Consider the following 17838-nt stretch of genomic DNA (forward strand, 5'->3'; position numbering starts at 1 on the left):
TGCGGCAGATTCGCAATTCAGCGAAGCGTTACAGTCGTCCCAGATCGTTGACCAGAGCTAACAACATCACTCCGACCACCAAACTGATACCGATCTGTATCCCCCAACCCTGCACCCGATCCGACAAGGGGCGACCACGCACCCACTCGACCAGATAAAACAACAGATGCCCCCCGTCCAATATTGGAATGGGCAGCAAATTCAGAACTCCAAGGCTAATACTCAGATAAGCCAGGAAATTCAGGAAATCCGCGACACCCGACTGGGCAGAAGCGCCCGCCACTTTAGCAATGGTTATCGGTCCACTCAAGTTTTTTACCGAGAGCTCGCCGAACAACATTTTCTTGAGCGATTCGAGCGTCAGCACACTCATGGTCCAAGTGCGTTTTGCACCCTCGCCAATTGCCGCCAAAGGCCCGAAGCTGACCTCACGCACCATCGATGGCGGCCACTCGACACCTTTTACACCAGCACCGAGGTAACCCCCGGCCGCCTTGGCTTCCCCGCGAACAGCCAGGGTCACAGGGACGTCGATTTGAGCACCATCGCGCTCAACTTTCAGCACAATTTTGGTATCAGGCCGTACACGCACCAGATCCACCACTTGCTGCCAGTCGCCCAGCGCCTGACCATCCAGCGCCAACAGGCGATCACCCGTTTTCAGACCTGCGGCCTGCGCCGGGCCTTTCGGGTCCAGCTCGGCGAGCACCGGCGGCAGGGCCGGACGCCACGGACGAATGCCCAGGGACTTGATCGGATCAGGCTCTTCTGCGCCTTTGAGCCAATGGTCCAGGGACAATTCACGCGGCGTCTCAGCGGTGGAATCCTGCTCGCGCACCACCACATTAATAGTGCCGCTCTCGCCCATGCGGCGAACCAACTGCAAATTGACAGCGCCCCAGCCGGTGGTGGGCTCGCCATCAATGGAAACAATTTCCTGACCGGCGATCAGTCCGGCCTTGGCCGCCATGCTGTCCGCTTCAACTGCGCCGATAACCGGGCGCACCTGTTGGCTGCCCATCATGGCCAAGACCCAGAAGAACACGATTGCCAAGAGGAAATTGGCGATCGGGCCGGCTGCGACAATAGCGATACGCTGACGAACGGTCTTACGGTTGAAGGATTGGTCCAACTGATCGACAGGCACCTCGCCTTCACGCTCGTCGAGCATCTTGACGTAGCCGCCCAGCGGAATGGCCGCAATCACGAATTCAGTGCCCCGACGGTCGTGCCAACGCAGCAGCGGCATGCCGAAACCGACGGAAAAGCGCAGCACCTTGACGCCGCAACGACGCGCGACCCAAAAGTGGCCGAATTCGTGAAAGGTTACCAGCACACCCAGAGCAACCAGGGTGCCGACAATCATGTAGAGCGCACTCATCTAATTTCTCCGCATTCCAATCCAGTGCCTGAGGGCTCAAACCTGCCCACAGACTAACGCGCGTTGCGGTTCAACCACTGTTGGGCCAGGGCTCGGGCCTTTGTATCGGCCTCGAACACTGCACCCAAATCATCCACTGCCACAACGGGCTCAAGGCTCAAAACGTCCTCGATGATACTCGCGATCTGCGGAAAGCGAATACGCCCATCAAGAAACGCCGCCACCGCCACCTCGTTGGCCGCATTGAGCACGGCCGGCGCACTGTTGCCCGCCTCTGCCGCTTGCCGGGCCAGACGCAGGCACGGGAAGCGCTGCTCGTCCGGCGCTTCGAAATCCAGGCGCGCAATGGCAAACAGGTCCAACGGTGCAACGCCGGAATCAATCCGCTCCGGCCAGGCCAGTGCATTGGCAATCGGCGTGCGCATATCGGGGTTGCCCAGCTGCGCCAGGACCGAACCATCGACATAGTCGACCAGAGAATGAATCACACTTTGCGGGTGAATCACCACCTCGACCTGATCAGGCCGCGCATCGAACAACCAGCACGCCTCGATCAACTCCAGGCCTTTGTTCATCATGCTCGCCGAATCCACGGAGATTTTTCGCCCCATCGACCAGTTTGGGTGTGCACACGCCTGATCAGGCGAGACATGCTCGAGATCAGCCAGCGGAGTTTGCCGGAAAGGGCCACCGGAAGCCGTCAGGAGAATCCGCCGCACGCCAACCTGGCTCAAGCCTCGGGCAAAATCACCGGGCATGCACTGGAAGATCGCATTGTGTTCGCTGTCCAGAGGCAGCAGCACGGCGCCACTCTTGCGCACAGCCTGCATAAAGAGCGTGCCGGACATCACCAGCGCCTCTTTATTGGCCAGCAGGATCTTTTTACCAGCATCGACGGCGGCCAGTGTCGGGCGCAACCCTGCCGCCCCGACAATGGCAGCCACCACAGTGTCGACGTCAGGATCTGCCGAGACCTGGCACAAGCCCTCCTCGCCCACCAACACGTGGGTCGCAAGGCCTGCAGACCTCAACTGGTCCTGCAAGCCGCGCGCTACCGACATCTCTGGCACAACGGCGAATCTAGGCGTATGACGCACGCACAAGGCCAGCAACTCGTTCAAGCGAGAGAAGCCGGTCAGCGCAAACACCTGGTAGCGATCTGGATGGCGAGCAATCACATCCAGCGTGCTGAGCCCGACCGAGCCGGTTGCGCCCAGCACGGTCACCTGTTGCAGGCGGCTCACGAAGCCGCCATCCACAACAGCACGGCGAAGATGGGAATGGCAGCGGTAAGGCTGTCGATTCGATCCAGCACACCGCCATGACCCGGCAGCAGGTTGCTGCTGTCCTTGATCCCGGCCTGGCGCTTGAACATGCTTTCGGTGAGGTCACCCACCACGGAGATAAACACCACAACGGCGGTGCCCAACAAGGCCAGGAGGATTTCCTTCACCGACCAGTCGCGCACTACACCGACCACCAGCGTGATCAACAACGTCAATGCCAAGCCACCGTAAACGCCTTCCCAGCTCTTGCCCGGGCTGACGGCTGGCGCCAACTTGCGCTTGCCGAACGCCCGGCCGGAGAAGTAGGCACCGATGTCAGCGCCCCACACCAGCACCATCACCGCCATGATCAGCCAGTTGCCCATCGGCGAATTCTTGATTTCCACCAGCCCTTGCCAGGCCGGCAGCAGAATCAGAAGACCAATCACCAACTTGCTGGCCACGCTGGACCATTGGGCGCTGGTGCGCGGGTAGGTCAGCACCAGGAAGGTCGCAAGCGCCCACCACAGTACCGCCGCTCCCAACACCCAAGGCACGACAATGCTCGAAAGCATATGCATGAGAAACAGCAACAGGGCCACCACAGCGGCGTAAACCACGCGCGGCAACTGCTCGTTGAAACCGGCCAGGCGCGCCCATTCCCAAGCACCCAGGGTAACGACCAGGCCGATAAACAGCGCAAAGCCGGAACCGTCGAGCAGAAAAAAACCACACAAGGCAATCGGCAGCAGGATCAGTGCTGTGATGATTCGTTGTTTAAGCATTTAAACCCGGGCTCCAGCTTCGATCTGCTCGCTCGTTTTACCGAAGCGACGCTGACGGGAAGCGAAATCGGCCAGCGCATTGCGCATGGCATCGTGTTTGAAGTCCGGCCAGAACAGGTCGGAGAAGTACAGCTCGGTGTAGGCCAGCTGCCACAGCAGGAAATTGCTGATGCGGTGCTCACCACCGGTACGGATGCACAAGTCCGGCAAAGGCAGATCACCGGTTACCAGGCAGGTTTGCAACAATTCGGGCGTAATGTCGTCAGGCCGCAGATGCCCGGCCTGCACTTCGCGGGCAAGCCGCTGTGCAGCCTGGGCGATATCCCACTGACCACCGTAGTTGGCTGCAATCTGCAGCACAAAACGGTTGGAGCCGGCGGTGATAGCCTCGGCTTCGCGCATGGCCGCTTGCAGTTCCGGATGAAACCGCGAGCGATCACCAATGATGCGCAGGCTGATGTTGTTGTCGTTGAGGCGCTTGGCCTCACGACGCAACGCCTTGAAGAACAGGTCCATCAAGGCGCTGACTTCTTCGGCGGGCCGTTGCCAGTTCTCGCTGGAGAAGGCAAACAGAGTCAACACCTCGACCTTGGCCTCGGCACACACCTCAATAACAGCGCGCACCGCATCGACACCCGCCTTATGCCCGGCGACACCCGGCATAAAGCGTTTTTTCGCCCAGCGATTATTCCCATCCATGATGATCGCGACATGGCGCGGCACCACGGAGGGCACAGTCTGCTTGGTCTTTTCCATGAAGGCGTCCTGACCCCTTATACGGCCATCAGGTCCTTTTCTTTCTCTTCCGTGGCCTTGGTGATCTGGGCCTCGGCGTCTTTGGTCAGTTTGTCGATATCAGCTACGGCGCGACGCTCTTCGTCTTCGCTGATTTCTTTGTCCTTGACCAGTTTCTTGAGGTCACCCAACGCATCACGACGAATGTTGCGCACGGCAACACGCGCATCTTCAGCAGCGCTGCGCGCCTGCTTGGTGAAGCCCTTGCGGGTTTCTTCGGTCAGAGCAGGCATGGAGATCAGCAACAACTCGCCCAGGTTGGTCGGGTTGAGGTTCAGGCCGGCGCTCTGAATGGCTTTGTCGACGGCTGCGAGCATGTTGCGCTCGAAGGCCACGACTTGCAGGGTGCGCGAGTCTTTTACGGTGATGTTGGCGACCTGGGTAATGGAGGTGTCAGTGCCGTAGTACGGCACCATTACGCTGCCCAGGATGCTTGGGTGAGCCTTACCGGTACGAATCTGGCCAAAAGCATGGGCCAGAGACTCCAGGGATTTGTGCATACGCTCTTGAGCGTCTTTCTTGATTTCGTTGATCATTGTTGGCCTTCCTCGATCAGAGTCCCTTCCGCGCCGCCGTGTACGATGTTCAGCAGGGCGCCGGGCTTGTTCATGTTAAATACGCGCAGTGGCATCTTGTGGTCACGGCACAGGCAAATAGCCGTCAGGTCCATCACGCCCAGCTTGCGATCCAGTACTTCATCGTAGGTCAGATGATCGAACTTCTCGGCATGCGGGTCTTTGAATGGGTCTGCGGTGTAGACACCGTCCACCTTGGTGGCCTTGAGCACAACGTCGGCATCGATTTCGATGGCGCGCAGGCAGGCAGCCGAGTCCGTGGTGAAGAACGGGTTGCCGGTACCGGCAGCAAAGATCACTACTTCTTTGGCGTTCAGGTGACGCATGGCTTTGCGACGATCATAGTGATCGGTCACGCCAACCATGGAAATAGCCGACATCACGATCGCCGAGATATTGGCACGCTCCAGGGCGTCACGCATTGCCAGGGCGTTCATCACAGTGGCCAGCATGCCCATGTGATCGCCAGTCACCCGATCCATGCCGGCCGCACTCAGCGCCGCACCACGGAACAGGTTACCACCGCCAATCACCAGGCCGACCTGAACACCGATGCCGACCAACTGGCCGACTTCCAGCGCCATGCGGTCGAGCACCTTAGGATCGATCCCGAACTCTTCCGAGCCCATCAGGGCCTCGCCGCTAAGCTTGAGTAGAATGCGTTTATAGCGAGCCTGATAACCACTGCCCTGCTGAGCCATTGCGAATCTCTCCTGCGGCGTATTTTTTAAAAATTCTTGGCGAGCCGTTTACGGCTTGCGTTCACTCTAGCTGGACGCTGTCTCAGCGCCATCGGAACACGGCTTTGTAAGCCAGTTCCGAGAGGAAACCAAATAAAAATTGGTCTTCCCATTTGAAAAGAGGCTGCGCGCGTGAGCGGGCAGCCTCTTTCGGGCGACAGTTGAAAACTGTCTTATTGCTTGGCGGCAGCCAGCTGGGCAGCAACTTCTTCAGCGAAGTTGTCGACCGGCTTCTCGATGCCTTCGCCTACTTTGTAGTAAGTGAAGGAAACGATTTCAGCACCGGCTTTCTTGGCCAGTTCGCCAACCTTGATTTCAGGATTCTTCACGAACGCCTGCTCAACCAGGCTCGCTTCAGCCAGGAACTTGCTGATACGGCCTTTGATCATGTTTTCAACGATGTTTTCTGGCTTGCCGGCGATCTTGTCAGCGTTCAGGCTCAGGAACACAGCTTTTTCGCGCTCGATTGCGTCAGCAGACACTTCCGACGGCAGCAGGAACTCTGGGTTGCTGGCCGCTACGTGCATAGCGATGTCTTTGGCCAGCTCAACGTCGCCGCCTTTGAGGGCAACCACAACGCCGATTTTGTTACCGTGCAGGTAACCGCCAACCACATCACCTTCGATGCGCGCCAGACGACGGATGTTGACGTTTTCGCCAACCTTGCCGACCAGTACCAGGCGAGCAGCTTCTTGAGCTTCGATCAACGGCTCAACAGTGGTCAGTTTGTCGGCGAACGCTTTTTCAACGCTAGCAGCAACAAATGCCTTGAAGTCGTCTTGCAGAGCCAGGAAGTCGGTCTGCGAGTTCACTTCCAGCAGAACAGCGGACTTACCGTCTTCTTTCAGAGCGATAGCGCCTTCAGCAGCTACGTTGCCTGCTTTTTTGGCAGCCTTGATGGCGCCGGAAGCACGCATGTCATCAATGGCTTTTTCGATGTCGCCGCCGGCCTTGGTCAAGGCCTTTTTGCAATCCATCATGCCTTCGCCGGTACGCTCACGCAGTTCTTTAACCAACGCTGCAGTAATCTCTGCCATTTCAAAATCCTCTTGGATAGGTTTTCAACCATTCCACCCGATCAAACGGGCGATCAATTCTTCCCGAATCACCCTTGTAGGCCGCTGCACGTTACAGAAGATGTAGCTGCGCTGCCGACAAATGGTTTTCGAGGTGGCAAAAAGGGGGCCAAGCCCCCTTTTTGCTTACTGAGTCAACGCCAGGGCGTCAGTTACTCAGCGGCAGCTACCGGAGCTTCTTCAACGAACTGCTCGGTACCGCCAGCAACGTGGTTGCGACCACGGATTACAGCGTCAGCCATCGAACCCATGTACAGCTGGATAGCGCGGATTGCGTCATCGTTGCCTGGGATGATGTAGTCAACGCCTTCCGGGCTGCTGTTGGTATCGACTACGCCGATAACAGGGATGCCCAGCTTGTTGGCTTCGGTGATCGCGATGCGCTCGTGATCAACGTCGATAACGAACAGTGCGTCAGGCAGACCGCCCATGTCCTTGATACCACCCAGGGAACGATCGAGCTTTTCCAGGTCGCGAGTGCGCATCAGCGCCTCTTTCTTGGTCAGCTTGGCGAAAGTACCGTCTTCGGCTTGCACTTCAAGGTCACGCAGACGCTTGATGGAAGCACGGATGGTTTTGAAGTTGGTCAGCATGCCGCCCAACCAGCGGTGATCGACGTACGGCGAACCGCAACGTGCTGCTTCTTCAGCAACGATCTTGCCAGCGGAACGCTTGGTGCCGACGAACAGAATCTTGTTTTTGCCCTGGGCCAGACGCTCTACGAAAGTCAGCGCTTCGTTGAACATTGGCAGGGTTTTTTCAAGGTTGATAATGTGGATCTTGTTACGCGCGCCGAAAATGTATTTACCCATTTTCGGGTTCCAGTAACGGGTCTGGTGACCGAAGTGCACACCGGCCTTCAGCATATCGCGCATGTTGACTTGGGACATGATAGTTCCTTAATAAGTCGGGTTTGGCCTCCACGTATCCCAATGACCAACCAGCGGCATTCGCCTCCGGCACCCAGGTCATCGTGTCGACACGTGTGTGGATTTAAGCTTTGCGGGGTATCCCCGGAAAGCGGCGCATTTTATACCACACGAAGGACTAAAACGAAACCCGCAATCACATTTGCCGTGATCGGCTTTTGCGTAAGCCTTTGAATAGAGCCAACATGCCCCTACCTTATAGAGAGAAGCGATCGTCAGACGCTCATGGTTTGCCGCCCGCGTCTGGTAGAATCGCGTTTTTTTGGGGCTTGTGCGAATTCTGCAACCTTTTGTCGCACGCCCGTAAACCGTATTGATTTCAGCGCGTCGCGCTAGAGAGAGCCTGTATGACCGTTACCTTGAAAACCGCCGAAGACATCGCAGGCATGCGCGTTGCCGGCAAACTGGCTGCCGACGTGCTGGAAATGATTGCCGAACACGTCAAGCCAGGCGTGACCACCGAAGCCCTGGACCGCATCTGCCACGACTATATTGTCGACGTGCAAAAAGCCATTCCTGCGCCGCTGAACTACAAGGGCTTCCCCAAGTCCATCTGCACCTCGATCAACCACGTGGTCTGCCACGGGATTCCAGGCGACAAGCCGCTGAAAGACGGCGACACCCTGAACATCGACGTGACCGTGATCAAAGACGGCTACCACGGCGACACCAGCCGCATGTTCCACGTCGGCACCGTGCCGGTCTGGGCCGAGCGCCTGTCGCAGGTCACCCAGGAATGCATGTACAAGGCCATCGAAATCGTCAAGCCCGGCTGCCGCCTGGGCGATATCGGTGAAGTGATCCAGAAGCACGCAGAAAAGAACGGCTTCTCGGTGGTCCGCGAATTCTGTGGCCATGGCATCGGCAAAGTATTCCACGAAGAACCGCAGATCCTGCATTACGGTCGCGCCGGCACCGGCATGGAACTCAAGGCGGGCATGACCTTCACCATCGAGCCGATGATCAACCAGGGCAAGGCCGACACCAAAGTGCTGGGCGACGGCTGGACCGCCATCACCAAGGACCGCAAGCTCTCGGCACAGTGGGAACACACCCTGCTGGTCACCGAAACCGGCTACGAGATCTTCACCTTGCGCGCAGATGACACGATTCCACGCGTTTCAGCGTAAAGGTCGCTTGGGTTCCCCCCCAACGGTGTTGTGACTGACTGATAGATAGAAAGGAAAGCCGATCGATGCCCCAGGTGGATCCCGAACTCTTCGACCGTGGCCAGTTCCAGGCTGAACTGGCCTTGAAGGCAAGCCCGATCTTCGCCTTCAAGAAGGCTATTCGCCAGGCCCGCGAGGTGCTCGATGCGCGCTTTCGCAGTGGCCGGGACATTCGTCGGCTGATCGAGGACCGTGCCTGGTTCGTCGACAACATCCTGCAAAAGGCCTGGGAACAGTTCAACTGGAGTGAAGACGCCGATATCGCCCTGGTGGCCGTCGGCGGCTACGGTCGCGGTGAGCTGCACCCCTACTCCGACATCGACCTGCTGATCCTGCTGGACAGCGCCGATCATGAGATCTTTCGCGATTCCATCGAGCGCTTTCTGACGCTGTTGTGGGACATCGGCCTGGAAGTCGGCCAGAGCGTTCGCTCGGTAGACGAATGCGCCGAAGAGGCGCGCGCCGACCTCACCGTCATCACCAACTTGATGGAAAGCCGCACCATTGCCGGCCCCGAGCGCCTGCGCAAGCGCATGCTGGAAGTCACCAGCACCGCGCATATGTGGCCGAGCAAGGAGTTCTTCCTGGCCAAGCGTGCCGAGCAGAAGGCCCGGCACCACAAGTACAACGACACCGAATACAACCTGGAACCCAACGTCAAAGGCTCACCGGGCGGACTGCGCGATATCCAGACCATTTTGTGGGTCGCGCGTCGCCAATACGGCACCCTGAACCTGCGCGCCCTGGCCGGCGAAGGCTTTCTGGTCGAGAGCGAAAACGCCCTGCTGGCCTCGTCCCAGGAGTTCCTGTGGAAAGTGCGCTATGCGCTGCACATGCTCGCCGGGCGTTCCGAAGACCGCCTGCTGTTCGACCACCAGCGCTCCATCGCCACCCTCCTGGGGTTTGAGGGCGAGGACGCGAAAACCAGCATCGAAAGCTTCATGCAGCAGTACTACCGGGTGGTCATGAGCATCGCTCAGCTCAGCGACCTGATCATCCAGCACTTCGAAGAAGTGATCCTGGCCCCCGAAGACGAAGCACCGCCGCAGCCGATCAACTCGCGCTTCCAACTGCACGACGGCTACATCGAGGCGCGCAACGATAACGTGTTCCGCCGCACCCCGTTCGCCATGCTGGAAATCTTCGTGCTGATGGCCCAGCAGCCGGAAATCAAAGGCGTGCGCGCCGACACCATCCGCCTGCTGCGAGAAAACCGTCATCTGATCGATGATGATTTTCGCAATGACATCCGCAACACCAGCCTGTTTATCGAGCTGTTCAAGTGCAAAATCGGCATCCACCGCAACCTGCGGCGCATGAACCGATACGGCATCCTCGGGCGGTACCTGCCGGAGTTCGGCTTTATCGTCGGGCAGATGCAGCACGACCTGTTCCACATCTACACCGTAGACGCCCACACCCTGAACCTGATCAAGCACCTGCGTAAGTTGCAGTACACCCAGGTGTCAGAGAAATTCCCGCTGGCCAGCAAGCTCATGGCCAAGCTGCCCAAACCGGAACTGATCTACCTGGCCGGCCTGTACCACGACATCGGCAAGGGCCGGCACGGCGACCACTCGGAAATCGGCGCAGTCGATGCCGAGGCGTTCTGCCAGCGCCATCAACTGCCGCTGTGGGACAGCCGCCTGATCGTCTGGCTGGTACAGAACCACCTGGTGATGTCGACCACCGCCCAGCGCAAGGACTTGTCCGACCCGCAGGTGATCCACGACTTCGCCGGCATCGTCGGTGATGAAACCCACCTCGACTATCTCTATGTGCTGACCGTCTCCGACATCAATGCCACCAACCCGACATTGTGGAACTCCTGGCGCGCCAGCCTGCTGCGCCAGCTCTACACCGAGACCAAGCGCGCGCTGCGCCGCGGCCTGGAAAACCCGGTAGACCGCGAGGAGCAGATCCGCCGCACCCAAAGCGCGGCCCTGGATATCCTGGTGCGCGGCGGCAATGATCCGGACGACGTCGAACAGCTGTGGTCGCAACTGGGCGACGATTACTTCCTGCGCCACACTGCCGGCGACGTGGCCTGGCACAGTGACGCGATCCTGCAGCAGCCCGCCGATGGTGGCCCGCTGGTACTGATCAAGGAAACCACCCAGCGCGAATTCGAGGGTGGCACGCAGATCTTCATCTATGCGCCCGACCAGCACGACTTCTTCGCCGTGACCGTGGCGGCCATGGACCAGCTCAACTTGAACATCCATGACGCGCGGGTCATCACCTCGAGCAGCCAGTTCACCCTCGACACCTACATCGTGCTCGACACCGACGGCGACTCCATCGGCGATAACCCGGTGCGCGTAAAAAAGATCCGCGAAGGCCTGACCGAAGCGCTGCGCAACCCGGACGATTACCCGACGATCATCCAGCGTCGGGTACCGCGTCAGCTCAAGCACTTTGCCTTTGCGCCTCAGGTGACCATTTCCAACGACGCCCAGCGCCCGGTGACCGTGCTGGAACTCAGCGCGCCGGACCGCCCCGGCTTGCTGGCGCGCATCGGCGGGATTTTCCTGGAGTTCGACCTGTCGTTGCAGAACGCCAAGATTGCGACCCTCGGCGAGCGCGTGGAGGACGTGTTCTTCATTACCGACGCCGACAACCAGCCGCTGTCCGACCCTGAACTGTGCCGACGTTTGCAGGACGCAATCGTCCAGCAACTGAGCGTGACCCAGGAACCCGGCGTCGAGCTGACGCGGCTGACGATTTGATTTCTTAACTGTGTGAACGCGATTCATGTGGGAGCTGGCTTGCCTGCGATGCGGGCACCGCGGTGTGTCTGGCGCAACGCAGCGATGCCAGCGCAGGCAAGCCAGCTCCCACAGGGTTCGTGCCCATTGCAATAGAGGCTTACATGAACAACGCCCTGAACCAGCTGCAGCCCTACCCGTTCGAGAAACTGCGCGCCCTGCTCGGCAGCGTCACGCCGAACCCGGACAAACGCCCGATTGCGCTGTCCATCGGTGAGCCCAAGCACACATCGCCGGAATTCGTTGCCAAGGCGCTGGCTGACAACCTCGACCAGATGGCCGTGTACCCGACGACGCTGGGCATCCCGGCATTGCGCGAGGCCATCGGCGCCTGGTGCGAACGCCGCTTCAACGTGCCCAAGGGTTGGCTGGACCCGGCGCGCAATATCCTGCCGGTCAACGGCACCCGTGAAGCGCTGTTTGCCTTCACCCAGACCGTGGTCAACCGCGCTGACGACGCATTGGTAGTGAGCCCGAACCCGTTCTACCAGATCTACGAAGGCGCCGCGTTCCTGGCCGGCGCTAAGCCGCATTACCTGCCGTGCCTGGACGCCAACGGCTTCAACCCGGATTTTGACGCCGTGTCGCCGGACATCTGGAAACGCTGCCAGATCCTGTTCCTGTGCTCGCCGGGCAACCCCACCGGCGCCCTGATTCCGGTCGATACCCTGAAAAAGCTCATCGCCCTGGCCGACGAGTACGACTTCGTCATCGCCGCCGACGAGTGCTACAGCGAGTTGTATTTCGACGAACAAACCCCGCCGCCCGGCCTGCTCAGTGCCTGCGTCGAGCTTGGCCGTCAGGACTTCAAACGCTGCGTGGTCTTCCACAGCCTGTCCAAGCGCTCCAACCTGCCGGGCCTGCGCTCGGGCTTTGTGGCCGGCGATGCCGACATCCTCAAGGCTTTTTTGCTCTACCGCACCTACCATGGCTGCGCGATGCCGGTGCAAACCCAACGGGCGAGCATCGCGGCCTGGCAGGATGAAGCCCACGTGCTGGCCAACCGTGACCTGTACCGCGAGAAGTTTGACGCCGTGCTGGCCATTCTCAAGCCGGTGCTGGACGTACAAAGCCCGGACGGCGGGTTTTACCTGTGGCCGAACGTGAATGGCGACGACGCCGCGTTCTGCCGTGACCTGTTCGTGGAAGAACACGTGACCGTGGTGCCAGGTTCGTACCTGTCCCGGGACGTGGACGGCGTCAACCCAGGCGCCGGGCGCGTGCGCATGGCGCTGGTTGCACCGTTGGCGGAATGCGTTGAAGCGGCCCAGCGCATTCGCGACTTCATTCAGCGCCGCCGCTGACACTTATGGGTCATTTCACATGACCCAGATTCGCCTCGCTCATGTCCAGATCCGCCAGCACTTCACGCAAAACGTCATCACCAATCTGGTGATGACGGCTCAAGCTGTACAACTCCAACCGCTGCGCTCGCAGAGCCTTGAGGCGTAATTTGCGCTCCAGCTGGTCCATCTGCAGCGCCAGCGCCTGGGCGTCGGCCGAGTCATTGAACACTTCCAACTGATGGCGATATTCCGACATCAGCCGCGCCTTGAGCTCAGTGGCCAGTGCGGCCTGAGCGGCGTCCGAGGTTTCGGTTTCGGCGGGTTCTTCCGCTTCAAGGGCATGGATCGCCGCCACGGCGGTCTTTTTCCACGCCTCGCGCACTTCGTTATGACGCTTTTCATCGGGACTTTGCTCGATGCCGCGCAACAGCAACGGCAGCGCGATGCAAGCGGCGATCAGCGATAGCAGAATCACCCCGGCAGCGATGAAAATCAGCAGGTCCCGCTCAGGGAAGGCCTCGCCCGGCGCCAGCAGCAGGGGCACCGACATCACACCGGCCAGGGTCACCGCACCGCGCACGCCGCCGACCGTCAATAGCCAGCAGGAGCGCGCGGTCGGCACCAGGGTCAGTTCGCTTTTGCCACGCAGGCGTCGCAGTAAACCCGACAGGCGCCAGATGCTCTGCACCCAGATAAAGCGCAACACCACCAGCACCACAAAGATCGCAATCACATCCAGGCAGCGATACAGCAGGGTGGGCCACAACGTTGTCTCGTGGCTGACCACAGCCTTGATGATGTCCGGCAGTTGCAGGCCCAACAGCAGGAAGATCAGGCCATTGAAGGCAAACTCCAGCAGCGACCAGACACTGCGGTTAAGCAAGCGCGTGCTGGTCTGGCGCGGCAACAGGTCGAGCCAGCTTTGCATCATGCCCGCCGCCACCGCCGAGAGAATGCCCGATGCGCCCAGGCGCTCCGCCAATACATAGGCCGCAAACGGCAACAGCAACATGAACACCACATGCGTGGCCGGGTCATCCCAACCGCGCGCGATCATCCAGGCGCGCAAACGGCCGACCAGCCAGCTCAGCGCCACGCCAACCGCCAGACCACCCACGGCGACCAGCACAAAGGTCAGGCTGGCATCCGCCAGGGAGAACACGCCGGTCAGCGCCGCCGCCAGGGCGAACTTGAAGGTCACCAGGCCCGAGGCATCATTCATCAACGCTTCGCCCTGAAGCATGTGCATCAACGGCTTGGGCAGACGATTCTGGGCAATGGCCGACACCGCCACGGCATCCGTCGGCGATAAAACCGCCGCCAGGGCGAAGGCCACCGGCAACGGGATCGTCGGCAATATCCAATGAATGAAATAGCCAGCACCCACCACGGTGAACAGCACCAGCCCCACCGCCAACGTCAGAATCGGGCCGCGCAATCGCCAGAGCTCGCGCTTGGGCATGCGCCAGCCATCGGAGAACAACAGCGGCGGCAGGAACAGAAACAGAAACAACTCAGGGTCCAACGCCACATGCAGCCCCAGAGTGGGCCAGGCCAGCAAGGCGCCGGCGGCGATCTGCACCAGGGGTAACGGCAGAGGAATGATGCGCCCGACCAGGCGCGAAACGCTGACCAGCATCAGCAGGATAAGAACGGTGTAGGCGGTTTGCATAAAGCGGGTTTCCCGGACAATCGACTTGCAACGACACCCATCAGGCAACAGCTGGCCGTTGAAGTGCCATATTACTCGGCTATGTTAACCAGCCATGTTACCCGGCCATGCCGCGCCATGGCGTTTGCACAAAAGTCGCACTGCGCCATCAGCAAGCATGACGAGCGGCACCCAAACCTGCTGGTCATGGCATAATCCGTGACCTTTCGTTTCTACTTGGTCCAAAGGGGGGCAATTCCTTGACCGCTTCAAGCAAAACGTTGCACCTTTTCGGTATCAAAGCCTGCGACACCATGAAAAAAGCGCGCACCTGGCTCGATGAGCACGCTGTGAGCTATGAGTTTCACGACTACAAAACGGCCGGTATCGACCGCGAACACTTGACCCAATGGTGCAACGAGCACGGTTGGCAGGTGGTTTTGAACCGTGCGGGCACCACCTTTCGCAAACTCGAAGACGAACGCAAAGCCGATCTCGATCAGTCGAAAGCCATTGAATTGATGCTCGCACAACCCTCGATGATCAAGCGCCCGGTGCTCGATCTCGGAGACAGAACCCTGATTGGCTTCAAGCCAGATAGTTATTCGGCGGCCCTCAAGTAGGCCAGCCTTCCATTTTTGTAGAGGTAACAGCATGTCCAATTCCCTGTTCAGCCTGGGCTTCGGCGTCGGCACTCAGAACCGCCAAGGTGCTTGGCTGGAAGTGTTTTACGCACAACCGTTGCTCAACCCGTCGGCCGACATCGTCGCAGCCATTGCGCCGATCCTGGGCTACACCGAAGGCAACCAGGCCATCACCTTCACCGTCTCCCAGGCGCTGCAAATGGCTGACGCGCTCAAAGGCGTCGACGCTGCCCAAGCTGCCCTGCTGAGCCGCCTGGCTGAAAGCCATACCCCGCTGGTCGCCACCCTGCTGGCCGAAGACGCCGCACTGACCTCCACGCCTGAGGCTTACCTCAAGCTGCACCTGCTCTCCCATCGCCTGGTCAAGCCACACGGCCTGAGCCTGGCCGGTGTGTTCCCGCAACTGCCGAACGTGGCGTGGACCAGCCAGGGCGCGATCGACATCAATGAGCTGGCCGAACGCCAACTGGAAGCACGCCTGCGTGGCGAGCTGCTGGAAGTGTTCTCGGTGGACAAGTTCCCGAAAATGACCGACTACGTGGTCCCGGCCGGCGTGCGTATCGCTGATGCCGCGCGTATCCGCCTGGGCGCCTATGTGGGCGAAGGCACCACCGTGATGCACGAAGGCTTCGTCAACTTCAACGCTGGCACCGAAGGCCCGGGCATGATCGAAGGCCGCGTCTCCGCTGGCGTGTTCGTCGGCAAGGGTTCGGACCTGGGCGGCGGTTGCTCCACCATGGGCACCCTGTCGGGCGGCGGCAACATCGTGATCAAGGTTGGCGAAGGCTGCCTGATCGGTGCCAACGCCGGTATCGGTATCCCGTTGGGCGACCGTAACACCGTGGAGTCGGGCCTGTACGTCACCGCCGGCACCAAGGTCGCGCTGCTGGATGAGCAGAACCAACTGGTCAAAGTGGTCAAGGCGCGCGAGTTGGCCGGCCAACCGGACCTGCTGTTCCGCCGTAACTCCGAGACCGGTGCCGTGGAGTGCAAAACCCACAAATCGGCCATCGAACTGAACGAAGCGCTGCACGCTCACAACTAAGCAGCCACTCGATGCCACTAGCGGGTCGCGCCTTCGGGTCGGCCCGCTTATACGAGTCTTGAACACCATGCTTGTGCCCTCTCCCTGGCGCGCCGACTTTCCGGCCATCGCCACCCTGCAACGGCAAGACCAGACTTACCTGGACAACGCCGCCACCACGCAAAAACCCCAGGCCCTGTTGGATGCCATCAGCCATTACTACGCCAATGGCGCAGCCAATGTGCACCGTGCCCAACATTTGCCGGGCGCCCATGCGACACAGGCGTTTGAAGACAGTCGCAGCAAGGTCGCGCAGTGGCTTAACGCAGGTGACAGCGGGCAAATCATCTTTACCCACGGCGCAACCTCTGCGCTGAACCTCCTGGCCTATGGCCTTGAGCACTTATTCAATGCGGGCGATGAAATTGTTATCAGCGCCCTGGAACACCACGCCAACCTGCTGCCCTGGCAGCAACTGGCCAAACGTCGCGCGCTCACGCTGGTGGTGTTGCCACTGGGTGACGACGGCGTGATTGACCTGCACGCCGCTGGCGAATTGATCGGCCCGCGCACGCGGGTGCTGGCGGTGAGCCAGCTTTCCAATGTGCTTGGCACCTGGCAGCCCTTGGACGCCTTGCTGGCGATGGCGCGGGCACACGGCGCACTGACCGTGGTCGACGGTGCCCAGGGCATCGTGCATGGCCGCCATGACGTGCAGGCGCTGGGGTGCGACTTCTACGTGTTTTCCAGCCACAAACTGTACGGCCCGGACGGCGTCGGCGTGCTGTTTGGCCGCCACGAAGCCCTGCATCACCTGCGCCACTGGCAGTTTGGCGGCGAGATGGTGCAACAGGCGGACTACCACAGCGCCAGTTTCCGCCCTGCCCCGCTGGGTTTTGAAGCGGGTACGCCACCAATCGCCAGCGTGATCGGCCTGGGGGCCAGCCTGGATTACCTGAGCTCACTGGACCCGCCCGCCGTGGTCGCCCATGAAGCGGCGCTGCACGACTATCTGCTGCGCGGCCTCAAAGCACGCAATGGCATCCGCGTGTTGGGATCGCCCCAAGTAGCCTTGGCCAGCTTTGTGGTGGAAGGCATACACAACGCCGACCTCGCCCACCTGCTGACCGAACAGGGCATCGCCGTGCGCGCCGGCCACCATTGCGCGATGCCGTTGCTCAAGGCGATGCACTTGTCCGGGGCGATCCGCGTGTCCCTGGCGCTGTACAACGACTCCGATGACCTGGAGCGCTTCTTTGAAGCCCTCGACCAGGCGCTGGATATGTTGCGATGAGCTTGCCGGCCGAAGCCGCCGCTGCCCTGCACGCCTTTCAGGCGGTCGGCAGTTGGGAGCAGCGCGCGCGGATGCTGATGCAATGGGGCGAACGCCTGCCAGCCTTGGCCGATGAGGACAAAGTCGACGCCAACCTGGTGCAGGGCTGCGAAAGCCTGGTGTGGTTGGTGGGGCGTCTTGAGAACGGCCATTGGCAGTTCGCCGCGAGCAGCGATGCGCGGATGATTCGCGGGTTGGTGGCGCTGCTGCTGGCGCGGGTCAATGGGCTGTCAGCGGCGCAGTTGCAGGCCGTTGACCTGCCCGACTGGTTCAGTCAACTGGGGCTGTCCCGACAGCTGTCACCTTCGCGCAGCAATGGCTTGAATGCCGTCCTGCAGCGCATGCGCGAACTAAGCCATACGCAAAACTAAATGTGGGAGCGGGCTTGCTCGCGAAAGCAGAGTGTCAGTCAATACA

16 protein-coding genes are annotated in these 17838 nt (G+C 60.2%); 7 read left to right on the forward strand and 9 right to left on the reverse strand.

Going from position 1 to position 17838, the window contains the following annotated elements:
• Window positions 1-28 precede the first annotated feature (28 nt).
• From rseP to rpsB, 8 genes are all read right to left on the reverse strand, one after another.
• Window positions 29-1381 (reverse strand): sigma E protease regulator RseP, encoded by a 1353-nt coding sequence (gene rseP, locus ACM530_RS03395; RefSeq protein ID WP_416364265.1) that lies wholly within the window; start codon window positions 1379-1381, stop codon window positions 29-31.
• 53 nt (window positions 1382-1434) lie between these two features.
• Window positions 1435-2625 (reverse strand): 1-deoxy-D-xylulose-5-phosphate reductoisomerase, encoded by a 1191-nt coding sequence (gene ispC / locus ACM530_RS03400; RefSeq protein ID WP_416364266.1) that lies wholly within the window; start codon window positions 2623-2625, stop codon window positions 1435-1437.
• Entirely contained in the window at window positions 2622-3431 is an 810-nt protein-coding gene (locus ACM530_RS03405; protein ID WP_416364267.1) for a phosphatidate cytidylyltransferase, read from the reverse strand. Before ACM530_RS03405 ends, ispC begins: the two co-directional genes overlap by 4 nt.
• Entirely contained in the window at window positions 3432-4187 is a 756-nt protein-coding gene (uppS, locus tag ACM530_RS03410; protein ID WP_017137143.1) for a polyprenyl diphosphate synthase, read from the reverse strand.
• Between the two features lie 17 nt (window positions 4188-4204).
• Complete coding sequence (gene frr, locus ACM530_RS03415) at window positions 4205-4762, reverse strand: ribosome recycling factor (RefSeq protein ID WP_106577169.1); 558 nt, start codon at window positions 4760-4762, stop codon at window positions 4205-4207.
• Window positions 4759-5502, reverse strand: coding sequence for a UMP kinase (gene pyrH / locus ACM530_RS03420; protein WP_003172271.1), 744 nt, complete (start codon window positions 5500-5502; stop codon window positions 4759-4761). The genes frr and pyrH overlap by 4 nt, the downstream gene beginning before the upstream one ends.
• Window positions 5503-5714: 212 nt before the next feature.
• The gene (gene tsf / locus ACM530_RS03425) at window positions 5715-6578 is read right to left on the reverse strand and encodes a translation elongation factor Ts (RefSeq protein ID WP_083359812.1); all 864 of its coding nucleotides are present in this window, start codon (window positions 6576-6578) and stop codon (window positions 5715-5717) included.
• Between the two features lie 191 nt (window positions 6579-6769).
• On the reverse strand, window positions 6770-7507 hold the full coding sequence (gene rpsB, locus ACM530_RS03430; protein ID WP_003219330.1) for a 30S ribosomal protein S2: 738 nt from the start codon (window positions 7505-7507) through the stop codon (window positions 6770-6772).
• Between the two features lie 386 nt (window positions 7508-7893).
• On the opposite strand from rpsB, the gene map reads away from it, so the two are divergent.
• The 3 genes from map to dapC all read left to right on the forward strand — a co-directional run bounded on the left by map (window position 7894) and on the right by dapC (window position 12787).
• Window positions 7894-8676 carry a type I methionyl aminopeptidase gene (gene map, locus ACM530_RS03435; RefSeq protein ID WP_073522657.1) on the forward strand — a complete coding sequence of 261 codons (783 nt, stop codon included), beginning with the start codon at window positions 7894-7896 and terminating at the stop codon, window positions 8674-8676.
• 65 nt (window positions 8677-8741) lie between these two features.
• Complete coding sequence (locus ACM530_RS03440) at window positions 8742-11444, forward strand: [protein-PII] uridylyltransferase (RefSeq protein ID WP_416364268.1); 2703 nt, start codon at window positions 8742-8744, stop codon at window positions 11442-11444.
• A gap of 143 nt (window positions 11445-11587) precedes the next feature.
• Window positions 11588-12787: a succinyldiaminopimelate transaminase gene (dapC, locus tag ACM530_RS03445; RefSeq protein WP_145161862.1), complete on the forward strand. Its 1200-nt coding sequence runs from the start codon at window positions 11588-11590 to the stop codon at window positions 12785-12787.
• Between the two features lie 10 nt (window positions 12788-12797).
• Here dapC and ACM530_RS03450 read toward each other — a convergent pair whose 3' ends face one another.
• Window positions 12798-14441: a Na+/H+ antiporter gene (locus ACM530_RS03450; protein WP_262210438.1), complete on the reverse strand. Its 1644-nt coding sequence runs from the start codon at window positions 14439-14441 to the stop codon at window positions 12798-12800.
• 293 nt (window positions 14442-14734) lie between these two features.
• On the opposite strand from ACM530_RS03450, the gene ACM530_RS03455 reads away from it, so the two are divergent.
• From ACM530_RS03455 to ACM530_RS03470, 4 genes are all read left to right on the forward strand, one after another.
• The gene (locus ACM530_RS03455; protein ID WP_231982825.1) at window positions 14735-15043 is read left to right on the forward strand and encodes an arsenate reductase; all 309 of its coding nucleotides are present in this window, start codon (window positions 14735-14737) and stop codon (window positions 15041-15043) included.
• Window positions 15044-15074: 31 nt separating this feature from the next.
• Window positions 15075-16109: a 2,3,4,5-tetrahydropyridine-2,6-dicarboxylate N-succinyltransferase gene (gene dapD, locus ACM530_RS03460; RefSeq protein ID WP_145161856.1), complete on the forward strand. Its 1035-nt coding sequence runs from the start codon at window positions 15075-15077 to the stop codon at window positions 16107-16109.
• A 67-nt stretch (window positions 16110-16176) separates the two neighbouring features.
• Complete coding sequence (locus ACM530_RS03465) at window positions 16177-17382, forward strand: aminotransferase class V-fold PLP-dependent enzyme (protein ID WP_416364269.1); 1206 nt, start codon at window positions 16177-16179, stop codon at window positions 17380-17382.
• Window positions 17379-17792 (forward strand): SufE family protein, encoded by a 414-nt coding sequence (locus tag ACM530_RS03470; protein WP_416364270.1) that lies wholly within the window; start codon window positions 17379-17381, stop codon window positions 17790-17792. Before ACM530_RS03465 ends, ACM530_RS03470 begins: the two co-directional genes overlap by 4 nt.
• Window positions 17793-17838 lie beyond the last annotated feature (46 nt).

It is taken from the genome of Pseudomonas sp. NFX183 (genome assembly GCF_047943075.1).
Classification (GTDB): domain Bacteria; phylum Pseudomonadota; class Gammaproteobacteria; order Pseudomonadales; family Pseudomonadaceae; genus Aquipseudomonas.